This is a genomic window from Arabiibacter massiliensis (assembly GCF_902386925.1).
Lineage (GTDB): Bacteria > Actinomycetota > Coriobacteriia > Coriobacteriales > Eggerthellaceae > Arabiibacter > Arabiibacter massiliensis.
The window spans coordinates 1,030,063-1,044,913 of sequence record NZ_LR698996.1 but is presented as its reverse complement, the minus strand read 5'-3'; the positions used below and the strand labels follow the sequence as shown (position 1 = coordinate 1,044,913).

At 70.8% G+C, this 14,851-nt stretch carries 10 protein-coding genes, 2 tRNA genes and 1 pseudogene; 9 read left to right on the top strand and 4 right to left on the bottom strand.

The window, feature by feature from the left end; all coding sequences use genetic code 11:
* Positions 1-33: 33 nt before the first annotated feature.
* Positions 34-459: a cytochrome c3 family protein gene (locus FX134_RS04560; RefSeq protein ID WP_172623384.1), complete on the bottom strand. Its 426-nt coding sequence runs from the start codon at positions 457-459 to the stop codon at positions 34-36.
* A gap of 122 nt (positions 460-581) precedes the next feature.
* Between FX134_RS04560 and FX134_RS04555 the strand changes: the two genes are divergently transcribed.
* Complete coding sequence (locus tag FX134_RS04555) at positions 582-797, top strand: helix-turn-helix domain-containing protein (RefSeq protein WP_172623383.1); 216 nt, start codon at positions 582-584, stop codon at positions 795-797.
* A gap of 305 nt (positions 798-1,102) precedes the next feature.
* Here the strand turns inward: FX134_RS04555 and FX134_RS04550 are convergent, their stop codons facing one another.
* A complete protein-coding gene (locus tag FX134_RS04550) occupies positions 1,103-2,494 on the bottom strand; it encodes an MGDG synthase family glycosyltransferase (protein ID WP_080803745.1) in 1,392 nt (463 codons plus the stop codon).
* A 134-nt stretch (positions 2,495-2,628) separates the two neighbouring features.
* Here FX134_RS04550 and FX134_RS04545 point away from each other — a divergent pair.
* The 5 genes and pseudogenes from FX134_RS04545 to FX134_RS14765 all read left to right on the top strand — a co-directional run bounded on the left by FX134_RS04545 (position 2,629) and on the right by FX134_RS14765 (position 10,070).
* Positions 2,629-2,703 (top strand) — tRNA-Glu (locus FX134_RS04545).
* A 191-nt stretch (positions 2,704-2,894) separates the two neighbouring features.
* Positions 2,895-3,809: a LysR family transcriptional regulator gene (locus FX134_RS04540; protein WP_080798226.1), complete on the top strand. Its 915-nt coding sequence runs from the start codon at positions 2,895-2,897 to the stop codon at positions 3,807-3,809.
* Between the two features lie 81 nt (positions 3,810-3,890).
* Positions 3,891-6,746 carry a PD-(D/E)XK nuclease family protein gene (locus FX134_RS04535; protein ID WP_232050839.1) on the top strand — a complete coding sequence of 952 codons (2,856 nt, stop codon included), beginning with the start codon at positions 3,891-3,893 and terminating at the stop codon, positions 6,744-6,746.
* Positions 6,743-9,271: pseudogene (locus FX134_RS04530) on the top strand (UvrD-helicase domain-containing protein); the annotation flags it as partial. The gene FX134_RS04535 and the pseudogene FX134_RS04530, both read left to right, overlap by 4 nt.
* Complete coding sequence (locus tag FX134_RS14765; RefSeq protein ID WP_232050987.1) at positions 9,162-10,070, top strand: PD-(D/E)XK nuclease family protein; 909 nt, start codon at positions 9,162-9,164, stop codon at positions 10,068-10,070. The pseudogene FX134_RS04530 and the gene FX134_RS14765, both read left to right, overlap by 110 nt.
* A 455-nt stretch (positions 10,071-10,525) precedes the next feature.
* On the opposite strand, the gene FX134_RS04520 is transcribed toward FX134_RS14765, so the two are convergent.
* A complete protein-coding gene (locus tag FX134_RS04520) occupies positions 10,526-11,497 on the bottom strand; it encodes a glycosyltransferase family 2 protein (protein WP_080798220.1) in 972 nt (323 codons plus the stop codon).
* A 186-nt stretch (positions 11,498-11,683) separates the two neighbouring features.
* Between FX134_RS04520 and FX134_RS14555 the strand changes: the two genes are divergently transcribed.
* The 3 genes from FX134_RS14555 to FX134_RS04505 are packed head-to-tail and all read left to right on the top strand — an operon-like array spanning position 11,684 to position 14,555.
* Positions 11,684-12,331, top strand: a complete 648-nt coding sequence (locus FX134_RS14555; RefSeq protein WP_172623382.1) for a hypothetical protein — start codon at positions 11,684-11,686, stop codon at positions 12,329-12,331.
* Positions 12,328-14,139 (top strand): ATP-binding protein, encoded by a 1,812-nt coding sequence (locus tag FX134_RS04510; RefSeq protein ID WP_232050838.1) that lies wholly within the window; start codon positions 12,328-12,330, stop codon positions 14,137-14,139. The genes FX134_RS14555 and FX134_RS04510 overlap by 4 nt, the downstream gene beginning before the upstream one ends.
* The gene (locus FX134_RS04505) at positions 14,136-14,555 is read left to right on the top strand and encodes a GtrA family protein (protein ID WP_080798218.1); all 420 of its coding nucleotides are present in this window, start codon (positions 14,136-14,138) and stop codon (positions 14,553-14,555) included. Before FX134_RS04510 ends, FX134_RS04505 begins: the two co-directional genes overlap by 4 nt.
* 154 nt (positions 14,556-14,709) lie before the next feature.
* Here the strand turns inward: FX134_RS04505 and FX134_RS04500 are convergent.
* Positions 14,710-14,785, bottom strand: a tRNA-Arg gene (locus tag FX134_RS04500).
* Between the last annotated feature and the right edge of the window lie 66 nt (positions 14,786-14,851).

Genomic DNA, 14,851 nt, shown 5'->3' with positions numbered 1-14,851 from the left:
TCGTATCGACGTGCTTCTTTTCGCGTCGTGCGGCTAGGGGATGTCGTTCATCCAAAGATCCGCGTCGTGACAGCTGGAGCACAGGTTGACGGACTCGCCGTGGCTTTTGTGGCAGGTCGTGCATTCGAGCTGCATGTCGTAATGGAAGTTGTCGTGGGGGTTCACGCCCTCGCCGATGCCTGCCGTCCTCTCGGCAACCTTCTCGCGGCTTCCGTGGCACGACAGGCATTTCTCGCTAGAGACGGCATCGACTCCTTGTGCGGGATCCTCCTCGTCGTGGCATGCCGCGCATTTCATGTTGCTCGACGCGTGCTGGACGTTGCTGAGCGGATAGGCGGCCGCCAGCTCCTCTTGGCTCGTGGCTGAGGGCTGCGCCTTCTCTTGACTAGGCGCGCATCCCAGACCGAACGCCCCTGTAGCGAGCGCGGCGACAGCGAAAACGATCAGTAGTTTCCTCAACTGGTCCTCCTTCTCTTTCGACCATTGCCGAACTGCGTCGGTCATGTGCCGACGTCCCCTCTGTTCGGTAATAGTCATCCTATAGGATGACCAATAATACACGTGGAACCTATGCTTGTCCAATGGGAATCGAGCAGAGAAAAATGATCGGCAGGAGCGTTCGCGCGCTCCGGCGCGAGCGCGGTCTGACGCAGGGGCAGCTTGCCGCGATGATCGGCAACAGCAGCAAGCAGTACATATTCGCCATCGAGAACGGCGACAAGAACGTGACGATCGACGTCCTGTGCCGCATCGCGGAAGCGCTCGATGTGCCGGTGCGCGATCTCATTGATTTCTAGCGGCAGGCGAGGAGCGTTCTGCGCTTGAATCGCGCACTGCCGAAGTGAAAGTGGCAGGATTTTGCGGCTGTGGCGCGGATTCGGCCTCCGGAGAGCGGCTTCGGTGATCCCCGCGCGGCGTTTCCCCAGGTCGCGTTTCGAGATCGCGGGTCGCCCGTGCCACAGCCGCAAAATCCTGCCACTTCTCCCGGAGACGGGGCGCTGCAACCCCCATCTTCGCTCCTAAAACACGCCTCGTGCGCTGGAGCGTGTTTTAGGAGCGAAGATTGGGGGGGGCGAGGTTTGTGCGGGCGCGCCGTCGTCCCCTAGCGGATGTGGGCGGGCTTGCCTCCCCAGTAGAACCACAGCAGGTGCTTGCGGTAGCGCGGGTCGGCCGCATCCTTCGGGGCGGCGACCAGGCGCAGCGTGGCGGCGGCGACATCGCGCGCGGCGTCGGGGCGGCGCAGGAAGCCGCCGTTCACCAGCATGGCGTGCTCGCTCTCAGGGTTGGCGGCGATGTGGCGCAGCGCGTCGAGCAGCTCGCGCGCGGTGGTCACGTGCAGCGCGGCGCCGAGCGAGGTGAGCATGCGCACGTTCACCTTCTCCTGCCCGTAGGCGCGGCCGAGCAGGATCATAGGCACCTGCGCGCACAGGCACTCGGTGACGGTGAGGCCGCCGGACTTGCAGATGACCAGGTCGCTCGCGGCCATGAGCGCGGCCATGCCCTCCACGTAGTCGAGCACGGTGACGTTTTTCAGCCCCAGCTCGGCGCACGCCTGGCGCAGATGGCGCGCGTAGTCGGCGTCGCTGCCGGCCACGAACACGAAATGCAGCTCCTTGTCGAAGGTGTGCAGGTAGGGCAGCAGCTTGTCGAGCGCGGTGCGGAAGTGCACGTAGGGACGGGGCAGGTACGCGCCGGCCAGCGCCAGCACTACGCGCTTGTCCTTCGGAAGCCCCAGCTCGTCGCGCGTGGCGTCGCGGTCGTAGGCGCGGCGGAAGTCCTCGCGCGTGGGGATGCCCGTGATGAGGATGCGGTCCTCGGGCACCTTGCGCGGCCTGAGCGTCTCGGCCATCGACTCGTTCGCGACGCAGAACAGGTCGGTCCCCTTGTGCGGCCAGAGGCCCTCCGTCTCGTAGTCGGTGGGCACGCACACGATGGGGAAGCGCTGCCCGGTGAGCATGCGCGCGGCCACGGCCACGTTGGCGGCGGTGATGTGCGTGCACACGACGGCCACGGGCCGATGCTCGCGCACGTAGTCGGTGAACTTGGAGTACATGAGGTGCGACCAGATGGAGCCGCCGCCCCACAGAAGGCGTCCGGTGAGCGTGAAGCGCCAGGTGAGGTCGTAGATGGGCCGCGTCGCGCCGGTGAAGAGCGAGGCGGCCTTGTTGCCGTCGAACACCACGCGCCCGAAATCGAGCACGTCGAACACCTCCACCTTGAGGTCGGCGGGAACGGCGGGCGCGTCCGCGAGCGGGCCGTCGGCGTCGGCATCGGCGTCGGCCGCCGCGCGCTCCTCGCGCATGAGCTCGAAGGCCTGCGCGATGGCGTTCGCGGCGCTGCGATGGCCCGAGCCCACCGAGGCGTGCATGACCACGACCGTGGGCGGCTCGGGTTCGGCCTCAGGCCCGACGACGGCCATGGCGGCCGGGCCGTCCTCTGCGGAGAGGCCTGCGTCGGCGGGGGATGCGATGATGTTGAGCTCTTCAGAATCCATGGGGCCTATCATAGCGCAGCTTGGGGCCGGAGGGGGGAGCCGTCTCGGGCCGCCCGCTGAAAAAACGCTTGCAATGCCGTGCGCGCTTTGCAATAATGTTCAGGCTGCTTTTCCGGAGGGAAGGCGCAGGACACGTCCCCATAGTCTAGAGGTTAGGACGCGGCCCTTTCAAGGCTGAGACACGAGTTCGATTCTCGTTGGGGGCACCACTGAAACCGCAGGCCAGGAGCTTAAATGTTCCTGGCCTTTCCATTGTCCCGGAACCTGCCCGCCCGCGCGGGCGAAAGCCCCTGCTTCAACTTCCCCTTGAACGCAGCCCCTTCGTGCGTTCCGGCCGCGCGTTCCACGGTAGAATGCCCAAGATCGTCTGTTCCATTCGAGAGCCGAAAGCAGCCGGGATGTGAAGATCAAACAGCTCAGATACTTCGTCGCCGTCGTTGACCACGGGAGCCTCTCGCGTGCGGCGAAGGCCCAGTACGTCACCGTGCAAGCCGTCTCGAAGGCCATCGCCGACCTGGAGGGGGAGCTCGGGCGCGCCCTGTTCGAGCGCGAGAGCGACGGCATGCACCCGACGCCGTTCGCCCGCGCGTTCCATGTGCGCGCCGAGCGGGTGCTCGCCCGCTTCGACGAGCTCGAGTCCTTCGCGGCCACCTTCGACGGAAGCGGCGGCAAGCTGGCCCGCCTGCGCCTCGCGCTCAACACGCCGGCGTTCAACGGCAACGAGATCGTCCGCGAGAACACGGCGGCGTTCCTCACGGCGGCGCTCGGCATCGAGTGCACCATGGACCTGGCCACGGCCGGGCGGGGCCTCGAGGGCCTGCGAAGCGGGGAGTTCGACGCGCTGGTGACGATGGGCGCGTACGCGCATCCGGGCATCGAGAGCCTGCCGCTGGGAACGGTTCCGGCCGCGGTGTTCATGAAGCGCGACCATCCGCTGGCTGCGAACGACGTCGTCTCGCTGGCCGATGTGGCGCCGTATCCGGTGGCCCTCTCCGGCTGGTTCCACGAGGCGAACGAATCCGTCGTGTCGCGCTACCGCGAGATGGGCGCGGACCTCCGCTTCACCGACGTGCCGCTCGACGGCGTCATGGACCACCTCGCCGCAGGCGGCGTGCTGTTCACCGCGGCCATCTCGAAGCTCGGATCGATGTACCCGATGGCGGCTCTGCGCCCGCTCAAGGCCGACGAGGCGGTGCCCGTGCCCATCTGCCTCGTGTTCCCGACCGCGCGCCGCGCCGCCGTGCTGGCCACGGTGGAGCCGTTGTTCGACCAGCGGCTCCCGTTCCTGTCGCCCGAGGGGGCGTCCTTCAACTAGGCCGAGGGGGCGTGACGAAGGCGTAACAATTACCCCGTCCCTTCGTCGCGCGATGAGGGTACAATAGGCTCCATGCCTTTCATGCACGACATATGCGACAACGCGGACGCCGCCCTCGACGCGGCGCGCTCACGGCTTGCCGAGCACCTCTCGGCAGGCGCGTCCCCCGTGCTCCTCGTCCCGTCGCCCGCCGCGGCGCTGCGCGTGCGGCGCGCGCTCGTGGGCGGCCCCGGCTCGCTCGGGGCGCGGGTGGAGACGTTCGACGCATGGGTCGCCGACCGCTGGGAGCTTTTCGGCGACGGCCGCCGCATCGTGGAGGAGAGGACGCGCGCGCTGCTCGTGCGCCGGGCGCTGGAGGAGCCCTCTCCGGGCGCGGTGGAGCTGGCGGCCGCCCTCGCCCGCGAGGCGCTTCCGCAGCTGCTTCTCGCGCGCGGCTCCGAAGAGGCGCGCGCGCTTCTCACCGACGCGGAGCGCGCCCTGCTCGACGCGCTCGCCCGCTACGCGGCGCTGCTCGCCGAGCGCGGGCTCATCGAGGCTTCGGAGGCGGCCGACGCGCTGCCCGATCTGCTGGAGCCGCCGGACCCGCTGCTGATCCTCGGGTTCGACGAGCTGCCCTGCGCGCTCGAGCGGCTGGCCGGGGCCCTGTCGGGTCGCGCGCCCGTGGAGCGCTTCGACGACGGCTGCCGCGCCCCGTCCTGCGACCCCTCGCGCGCGCCGGAGCTGCAGGCCCTGCTCGGGCGGCTGTACGCGGCGGGGGAGCCCGTGGAGCCGACGGGCGCCGTGCGCTTCCTGCTGCCGGCGGGCCGCTACGCCGCGCCCGCGCTCGTGCTGCGCTGCGCGGCCGACGCCGCGGCCCGCGAGCGCGCGGCGGCCGCGTCGGAGGGCCGCGCGCCGCTTCCCGTGGCGGTGGCCGCGCGCGACCCCCGCGCCCTCTTCGACGACGTGGCGGCGGCCCTGCTCGCGCGCGGGTGCCCCTCGGCCGTCTCGGCGCGCAGGGCGTTCTCCGAGACGGCCTTCGGCCGGACCCTCCTCGCCCTGCTCTCCTTCGACGCCGAGGGGGCGTGCCGCGTCGCGCAGGCCTCCGACTTCGCGCTCAGCGCGTTCTCGGGCATCTCGGCGCGCGCGGCGGCCAGCCTCGACGCGGCGTGGCGGGCCGACCGCACGGTTGACGCCGCGCGCATCCGCCGCGACCTGTCCTCGGCGAGCGAGGCGGCCGCCGAGGCCCTCGCGGCGCTTGCCGAGGGCGATCTGGACCGCGCCGTCGAAGGGCTCGAGCGGCGCATCAGGGCCAGGGCCGACTTCGACCCTGCGTTTCGCGCCGAGCAGCTGGCGGCCGCGTCTTCGGCTCGCGCGTTCGCCGCGGCGTGCGCCGAGGCGGGCACGGCGTTCTCGGACGCGCTCGCGCACCTGGAGTGCGCTGCGGTGCCGGCCTCCGCGCGCACCGGGGCCGACCGCGCGCCGGAGGTGGTGTTCCTGTCGCTCGCCGAAGCGGCCGAGCGCCCCGCGTGCTCGTGCGCGTCCCTCCTGCTGTGCGACCTCGAGGCGGGCTCGTACCCGGTGCGCGCCGTGGAGGACGGCCGCACGCTCCTTTTGGAGAAGCTCGGGCTGCGCCGCCCGGCCGACGCGCTCGCCGATGCGCGCAGGCGGTTCTTCCGCGCGCTCTCGGCCGCCCGCGACGAGGTAGCGTGCGAGCGCGTGCTCAACACGGCCGACGCCGACGAGGCGTACCCGGCCGTGATGCTCGAGGAGCTGCTCGACTGCTACCTCCCGCCCCAGGCGGGGACGGACGGGCGCGCCGGCATCGATCGCGCGACGGGGCTGCCCGCGCGCCTCGTCCCCTTCGCCGAGGCCGCCGGCGAGGAGTCGCTGCAGACGGGCCTTGCCCTCGCGCCCGCAGCCGGCCGGCCGCTCTCCTGGGACGTTCCCGCGTCGGGCGCGGTGAGCGAGCAGGGGCGGCCGCGCATCGTGCTGCCGCCGCCGAACGCGCCCGCCGGCGCGCCCGCGACGCTCTCGCCCTCGGCGGTGGAGACGTACCTCGAGTGCCCCTACAAGTGGTTCGCCCTTCGGCGTCTGCGCGCGTCGGAGCCGGACGTCGAGTTCGGCCCGAAGGAGAAGGGCAGCTTCTCGCACGCGGTGCTCAAGGGCTTCTACGAGCGCTTCCGCGAGGCGGGATACGCGAAGGTGGGGCCCGAGAGCCTGGGCGCGGCGCGCGCGGTGCTCGACGAGGTCTTCGACGAGCGGCTGGCCGCGCAGCCGGGCCTGCGGCCCAAGGAGAACCCGCTCATCGCCCGCACGAAGCTCGAGGAGGCCGAGATCGACGACCTGCGCCGCAAGCTCGCCACCTTCGTGGAGCGCGAGCCTCTCCTTCTGCCCGGCTTCGAGCCGAGGTTCTTCGAGCTCGACTTCGGCGCGGCCGAGCCGTTCGAGTACGGAGGGTTCCTTCTGCGCGGCAGCGTCGACCGCATCGACGTGAATGGGCGGGGCCAGGCCGTCGTCATCGACTACAAGGGATCGCTCACGCCCGACCACGCCCTCGGGTCGGCCTCGCCCGCGGCCCAGGCGAACGGGCAGCTGCTGCCGCACAAGGTGCAGACGCTCATGTACGCCCAGGTGGCAAGGCGCCTGCTCGGGCTCGACGTGGTCGGCGCGCTCTACGTGTCCTACACGAAGCCCAAGGCGGCCGGGGCCGTGGACCGCACGGTGCTCGGCGAGGGGGCCGTGCCGGGGCTCTCCATCGAGAAGTGCGGCGCGCCCGGACCTGCGGCCGAGGCCCTCCAGGCCGAGGGCTTCGGGCAGCTGGTCGACCTCGTGGAGGAGCGCATCGCCTCGGCGGCGGCGCGCCTTCTGGAGGGCCGCATCGATCCCGGTCCGCGCGGCAAGGACCCGTGCGGCTACTGCCCGGTGCTCGCCTGCGAGTCGAGGAGGGACAGGCAATGAACCTGGACGCCTGCACGCCCGGCCAGCGCGACATCGTCACGTGCACGGACCGCCCGCTGCTCGTGTCGGCCGGCGCCGGCTCGGGCAAGACCTTCACGCTCACCCAGCGCATCGCCTACGCGCTCATGGACGAGAGCGGCCCGGCTGCGGCCGACATCGACGAGGTGCTGGCCATCACGTTCACGGAGAAGGCCGCCGCCGAGATCAAGGCGCGCGTGAAGCGCACGCTGCGCGCGGAGGGCGGGCGCTTGGCCGAGCAGGCCCTCAAGGTGGACGGCGCGTGGATATCCACCATCCACGGCATGTGCGCGCGCATCCTGCGGGCCCACGCGCTCGATCTGGGGATAGACCCGGCGTTCGGCATCCTGGGGGAGGCCGAGCGGACGGATATGCTGGCGGCCGCCATCGACGGGGCGCTCGGGGCGGACGACGACCTCGTGTCGCACGGGCCCTGCGCGCGGCTGTTCGACGAGTACGCGGCGCGCGCGTCGGGGCAGGGCGGCACGTCGGTGGCCGGCATGCTCGATGCGCTGCTGTCCGAGGCGTCCAACGTGCGCGGCGGCCTGGACGCCGTCGGCTTCGGGCCCGCGCCGGGACGCCCCTCGGCGCCCGCGCGCGAGCTTCTGCTCGCCTACGAGGACGCGGCGGCGGCCATCGCCCGGGCGAATCCGAGCGCCGCGTCGGAGAAGGCGGCGCTCGACGCCGAGAAGGCCGTGCGCGTGCTGCAGGCATTCCTCGCCGAGCGCGGCGGCGCGGGGCCGGACGCGTGGCGGGATTTCGCCGACGTGCTCGATCGCTGCGAGCTGCTGCCCCGGACGTTCGGCAACGCCGAGGTCAAGGCGTGCGTGAAGGGCTACCAGGAGGTCCACGGGCGCGTGGCCCGCCAGGCCGCGCTCGCGCTCGCCGCGCCGGCGGCCGAGGAGCTCATGGGGCTCGCGCGCAAGGTGGCGCGCCGCTACGAGGACGCCAAGCGCTCGCGCGGCGTGCTCGACAACGACGACCTGCTCGCGAAGACGCTTTCGGCCTTCGAGGCGCGCCCGGACATCGCGAAGCGCTACGAGCGCCGCTTCAAGCTGGTGATGGTCGACGAGTTCCAGGACACGAGCCAGCTGCAGATCGACATGATCGCGCGCCTGGCTGGCGAGGGGTTCGCGCATCTGTGCACCGTGGGCGACGCGCAGCAGTCCATCTACCGCTTCCGCGGCGCCGATGTGAACGTGTACAACGAGCACAAGCGGGCCATGCGCGCGCCGGGGACGGGCGCGCGCTACGTGGAGCTCTCCAAGAACTTCCGCAGCCACCGCGACGTGCTGTCGTTCGTCGACCGCGTGTTCGAGCAGCCGCACGTGTTCGGCGAGGGGTTCATGTCGCTTGAGCCGCACGAGGAGCGTCCGAGCTGCTGGCGGGGGAGCGTGCCGCGCATCGACGTCGTGCTGGCGATGCAGCCAGCGGGCACGAAGACGGGCGTGGGCGTGGACGACGCCAAGCGCACGGCGGCGCGCGAGCTGGCCCGCCGTTTCGCGGCGCTGCGCGCGGACGGCCATGCTCCGGGAGAGATGGTGGTGCTCCTCGGCGCCATGACGCGCGCCGACGTGTACGCCGACGCGCTGCGGGCAGAGGGCTTCGAGTGCGTGATAGCCGGGGGCTCGCTGTTCGCCTCCGCGCCGGAGGTCCACGTGGTGGCGCGCCTTCTGCAGGCCGTGGCGAACCCCGCCAACACCGCGGCGCTCTTCGAGGTGCTCACGAGCGACATGGTGCGCCTTTCCGCCGACGACTTCCTGGACCTCTCCACTGAGGAGGACCCGCAGACGGGGCGGATGCGCCGCCGCGACCTGGACCGCGGGTTCGCGCGCCTGGCCGAGGACGCGGATGCGCTCGAGCCCCGGCTCGCGCACGCCGTGCGCCTCTTCGCCGACGCCCGGCGCGAGGCGCGCACGCTGCCGGCCTCGAAGGTGGCGCTGAACGCCATCGTGCGCTCGGGGTGGCTGGAGCGGCTCGAGCGCGAGGGGGCCTGCGGGCTGGCCGTCGCGGCTAACGTGCTCAAGGCCGTCCGCCTGGTGGAGTCCGTCGAGCGCGAGCGCCACCTGGGCTTCGCGTCCGCGGCGCAGGCGTTCGCGCGCGAGCTCGAGGTGGCCAAGGAGGCGCCGGGCGCGCTGGCCGGCGCGGGCGGCGGCGTGGTGAAGATCATGACCATCCACGCCTCGAAGGGCCTCGAGTTCCCCATCGTGGGCCTGGCGGAGTTCGCGGGGTCGGGCCGCTCGGGCAAGCTCGTCCTGGAGACGTGCGGCCCCTGCGCCCGCGCCTCGCTCGAGCCGGGGCGCTCGCTGGAGGATCGGCCGGGCCTGTGCAAGGCGGCGAAGAAGTACGACGAGGCCTGCAAGGCGTCCGCCGCGTCCGGCGAGGCGGCCGACGCCGATGCGGAGGCTGCGGCGCGCTTCGTCGAGGGCGACGCGACGGCCGCGTGCACGACGGCCGCCTACCGCGCCGCGCTCAAGGCGCGCGCGGCGCGCGAGGAGCTGGCCGAGGCCCGCCGCAAGCTCTACGTGGGGCTCACGCGCGCGAGCGAGGCGCTCGTGGTGGCGATGGACGCGAAGGAGCCGTCGAAGGGCGGGTCCTACCCCGACCTCGTCGACGACATCCGCAGCGCGCTTTTCGGGGACGGGGACTTCCCGGAGGGCGCGGCTGCGGTGCCCTACGGCGGCACCGAGCCGGCCCGCTTCGAGCGCGTGCAGGTGGAGCCGCAGGCAGAGGGCGCTCCCGTCCGCCGCTGCGGCGGAGGGGAGCGCCGTCGCGCTCGGGAGCGCCTTCCATCGCGCCGCTCAGTTCGCGGCGCAGACGGGCCGCGCGCCCGATGCCGCGCGCATCGACGCCCTCGCGCGCGCCTTCGGGCTCGCCGACGCGCAGCGCGCCCGCCTCGCCGGCGCGTGCGCGCGCTGGTTCGCCAGCGACACGTGCGCCGAGGCGCTCGCCTGGCCGCTTCGCCGCGCGGAGGCGCCGTTCTTCGTGCGCGTGGGCGACGCGTTCATGGAGGGGGAGATCGACCTTCTGTGCACGGAGGGCCCCGAGGCGGCGGGCCGCGCTCTCGTGGTGGACTACAAGACGGGCGGCTCGGACGACGAGGACGCGCAGGCCGTGCGCGCCAAGCACGAGCTGCAGGCGCAATGCTACGCCTACGCGCTGCTCGAGGAGGGCTTCGACGCCGTCGAGCTGCGCTTCGCCCGCGTCGAGCGCGAGGAGCCCGACGGCCGCATGCAGGAGGCCCGCTACACCTTCGCCGCAGACCAGAAGGACGCCCTCCGGAATCGCATCGAAAGCGCACGCTGACCTGCGGTATGTCATCCTGAGCGGAGCGAAGCCTCCCTCTTGTCAGCGTCTGAGCGAGCGAAGCCTCCCTCTTGTCATCCTGAGCGGGCGAAGCCTCCCTCTTGTCATCCTGAGCGAGCGAAGCGAGTCGAAGGATCCCGTGCGGCGCCAGCAGTAAGCGTCACGGCTAACGCCGCAGGGGATCCTTCGACTACGCTCCCTTCGGTCGCTCCGCTCAGGATGACAAAAGGGGCAAACCTCTAGTATCGCAGACGCTGCCGTGCGTTGCGGGCCATGAAACGTTGCCGCTTCAACGAACGCTGGAAGCAGCCCTGCCGAGCGCGTTGCTACGATGATGCCGACGGGACCTGGACGAGGTGAAGCGCGTGACGGCCGCCGCCTGAGGTCGCAGGCCCCTCGATGCGCTCGAACGGCGCGATGCCCGATCGGGCAGGCCGTGCCGTTCGAGCGGTAGCCTACGGACGGCGGAAGCGCTCGTAGGCCTCGGTCACTTGCAGCTCGTACTGCTTGCGCGTGCCCTTCACCACGGTGTCCAGGATGAGACCGCACGTGAAACTGAGGATCCCGATGAACACCAGCGCCACGGCCAGAAGGGCGCTCGGCAGACGCGGCACCAGGCCCGTCTGCGCGAACTCCCAGATGACGGGGATGCCCGCCACGAGCCCCAGCACGCAGAACAGCAGCGCCAGCCAGCTGAAGAGCACGAGCGGCCGGTAGTCCTTGAACAGCGACAGGATCATGAGCAGCACCTTCATGCCGTCCGAGAACGTGTCGAGCTTGGACTCGCTTCCCTCGGGCCTATCGCGGTAGTCGATCGGCACCTCGGCGATGCGCCAGCGCTTGTCCACCGCGTGGATGGAGAGCTCCGTCTCTATCTCGAAGCCGGGCGAGAGCACGGGCATGGTCTTGGCGAACACGGCGTTGTAGGCGCGGTAGCCCGTCATCACGTCGGAGAACTCGAAGCCGTAGATCCACTTGATGAGCACGCGCACCAGGTCGTTTCCGAAGCCGTGGAAGGCGCGGTCGTTCTCGGCCCCGTACGTGCCGTTGGAGAGCCGGTCACCCACCACCATGTCGGCCTCGTCGGCCAGAAGGGGGGCCAGGAGCGCGGGCGCGGCCTCGGCGGGGTAGGTGTCGTCGCCGTCCACCATCACGTAGAAGTCCGCATCGATGTCGCGCATCATCTGGCGCACGACGTTGCCCTTGCCCTGGCGGCGCTCAGTTCGCACGACCGCGCCGTGCTCGGCCGCGATGGCCCCCGTGCCGTCGGAGGAGTTGTTGTCGTAGACGTACACGACGGCCTCGGGCAGCACCCGCCTGAAGTCGTCCACCACCTTGCCGATGGTCACGGCCTCGTTGTAGCAGGGCACGAGCACGGCCACGCGGGGCGCGGCGGGGCGCGCGGAGGGGTCGGTAGTCTGTTCCACGGATGGGCTCCTCGTTCTCGGTTGATGCGCCCATCCTACCCGAACGGCGCGCCGCGCGCCAGCGGCCTCCGTCAATTTCCAGATGGATCGCGGTGAATGAGCCGTTGACTCGTGGTAAGGATGCGTGCGGCGGCGCGTGGTAGAATGCCGAAGGCCGTGACAAGCAAGGTAGGTGGCTTCATCCGTATGGAATTGGTGAATCGCGCGCGCGAACGCAGGAGCCTCGCGCTGCTTGCGCTCGTCCTCGTCCTCGCGCTCCTGCTGGCCCTGGGCTACACGGTGATCTCGTCCCGAACGGCGACCGACGCGGCGGTGGAGTCGATCAGCGAGGTGTACCTCCAGGAGCTGAGCGACCAGGTGATCGAGCGGTTCAACGCCAGCGTCGACGGCAGGTTCCATCTGGCCGAGGCCGTGGGCGCCTCGCTCTCGCTCATCGACGACCCCACCGAGGAGCAGGCGCGCCGGCTGCTCGCCCGACAGCAGGAAGAGGATGGGTGCGCCTACCTCGCGCTGCGCACGGACGACGGGCGCGTCCTCACGGCGGACGGCGCGCTCGCCGACGGGGCGGGCGGCGGCGCCGGGGCGGGGCCCGGGGGGGGGCCGTCGGGTTGGGGCGCCCGGGGGGGCGGGGGCGCCCTCTACGGCCCCCCCGGCGGGGCTTTCGTCGGCCACGGACCCGTTGACCCCCGCCGCGGCACGGTTACCTCGGGTGCGGCGGGGCGTGCGGCGCCGGGGCGGGCCCGGAGGGGGCGCTGTCGTATGAGGACGCCGAGGGGCGCGAGGTCGCCCTCTACGGCCCCACGGCGGAGCTTTCGTGCGACATCGATCCTGTGACCTGCGACGGCGTCACGTTCACCTCGGTCGTGGCGGGCTTCGAGGCCGACAGCCTCACCGACCAGATCGAGCTCGGGCTGTTCGACGGATCGTCCCGCTCCAGCATGGTGCGGCGCGACGGCACCTGCGTCATGGCGAGCGGGGAGGGCGGGCTCGCGTGCGGCGAGAACGTGTTCGACCTGCTCGAAGAGCACGCCGGCCCCGAGGGAGGCGGCGGGGTCGAGCGCGTGAGGCACAGCGTCCAGCAGGGCGATTCGTGCCTCGTGCCGTTCTCCGCCGGCTCGCGCCACGAGTACCTCTACCTCAGGCCCATGGCGAAGGGCGACTGGTACCTGTGCACCGGCATGCCCTCCGACCTGGTCGACGGCAGCATCGCGTCGCTGAGCGGGCTGCTCATGATGAACGCCGTGCTCATGGGCGGCGTGATCGCGCTCGTCATCGGCGCGTGCTTCCTCGTGTACTCCCGCTTCGTGCGGCGCAACACCCGCCTGCTCGCCGAGGAGAAGAACCGCGCCGAGGTTGCCTTCGAGCAGGCCCAGCGGGCGAACCTGGCGAAAAGCGAGTTCCTCTCGCGCATGTCCCACGAGATCCGCACGCCGATGAACGGCATCATGGGCATGACGTCCATCGCGCTCGATCGGATGGGCGACGACGCGAAGGTGCGGGAATGCCTCGAGAAGGTGGCCGTCGCCTCGCGCCACCTGATGTCGCTCATCAACGACATCCTCGATATGAGCAAGATCGAGAGCGGCAAGATGGAGATCAAGCGCGCGCCCTTCGAGTTCCGCCCGCTCGCCGACGCGCTCGACGCCGTGTTCGGCACGCAGGCGGCCGAGCGCGGCATCGATTTCTCCATGGAGGAGGGCGAGGGCATCCCCGCGCGCCTCGTGGGCGACTCGCTCAGGCTCAACCAGGTGGTGTACAACCTGCTGGGCAACGCGCTCAAGTTCACGCCCGAAGGCGGGCGCGTGGGCCTGCGCATCGAGCGCATGGAGCCGCCGCCCGAGCGCGCTCCGAGGCGCGCGGGGTCGTCGCCGTCGGGCGGCGGCGAGCCGGTGTGGCTGCGCATCGCGGTGAGCGACACGGGCTGCGGCATCAAGCCCGAGCACTTCGGGCGGATATTCTCGTCGTTCGACCAGGGCGACGAGGACACGGGGCGCGTGTTCGGCGGCACGGGGCTGGGGCTGGCCATCACGAAGCGCTTCGTCGAGATGATGGGCGGGCGCATCCGCCTGGCGAGCACCGTGGGGGAGGGCTCGACGTTCACCGTGGAGGTGCCGCTTGTCAGGGACGAGGACGGGCGCGCCCGCGCGGGGGAGGGCGGCAGCGCGCCGTCTGAGAGCCTTGCGGGCCTCGGCTGCGGCGCCCGGGACTACGACTTCTCCGGCGTGCGCATCCTCGTGGCCGAGGACAACGAGCTCAACCGCGAGATCGCGATCGAGGTGCTGGCCATGGCGGGCGCCTCGGTGGACACGGCGGCCACCGGCGCCGAGGCCGTGCGGGCCTTCTCCCGCGCGCCGGTGGGCGGCTACGACCTCGTGCTCATGGACGTGCAGATGCCCGAGATGGACGGCTTGGAGGCCACCCGCGCCATCCGCGCGCTCGATCGCGCGGACGCGGCGCGCGTGCCCATCCTGGCCATGACGGCCAACGCGTTCGTCGAGGACGAGGAGCGCAGCCGGGAAAGCGGCATGGACGGGCATCTGAGCAAGCCCCTTGATATCCGCCGCGTTTATGCCACAATAGACGGGTTTCTGAAACGGCCGCCCGAGCGCGGCGAGGAGGGGCGAAAGGTTGGCCGGCAGTGAAAAAGCTCATCGCGCAGATCATGAAGTTCGGCATCGTGGGCGCCGTCGCGTTCTTCATCGACTACGGCCTGCTGGCGCTCCTCACCGAGGTGTTCGGCGTGAACTACCTGGTGAGCGCCACCATATCGTTCACCGTGTCGGTGGTGTTCAACTACGTGGCGTCCATGCGCTACGTGTTCAAGCACAAGGAGGGCATGAGCCGCCGGCGCGAGTTCGTCATCTTCGTGGTGCTGTCGGTGATAGGCCTGCTCATCAACAACGGCTGCATGTGGGCCGGCGTAGAGCTTCTGGGCGTGCACTACCTGCTGGTGAAGATATTCGCCACCGCCGTGGTCATGGTGTGGAACTTCGTCACGCGCAAGATGTTCCTCGATGCCGGCGACCAGCCCGGCGAGATCCTCTCCGACATCGAGTAGCCGCGCCGGCGGGCTCCGGCGAGCGCATCTTCGCTCCGAAAACACGCTTCAGCGCACGAGGCGTGTTTTCGGAGCGAAGATCGGTTTCGGCCGCGCGCCGCTGAAAGCGAAACGAGGCCGGAGCATGGCTCCGACCTCGCATGATTCCCGGAAATGGTGCCCTTGACAGGATTCGAACCTGCGGCTTTCTGCTCCGGAGGCAGACGCTCTATCCCCTGAGCTACAAGGGCACGGCGCAGACGATTATACGCTATCATGGCGCGAACGGAAAAACAAAAAACGAGAATCGGATGCAA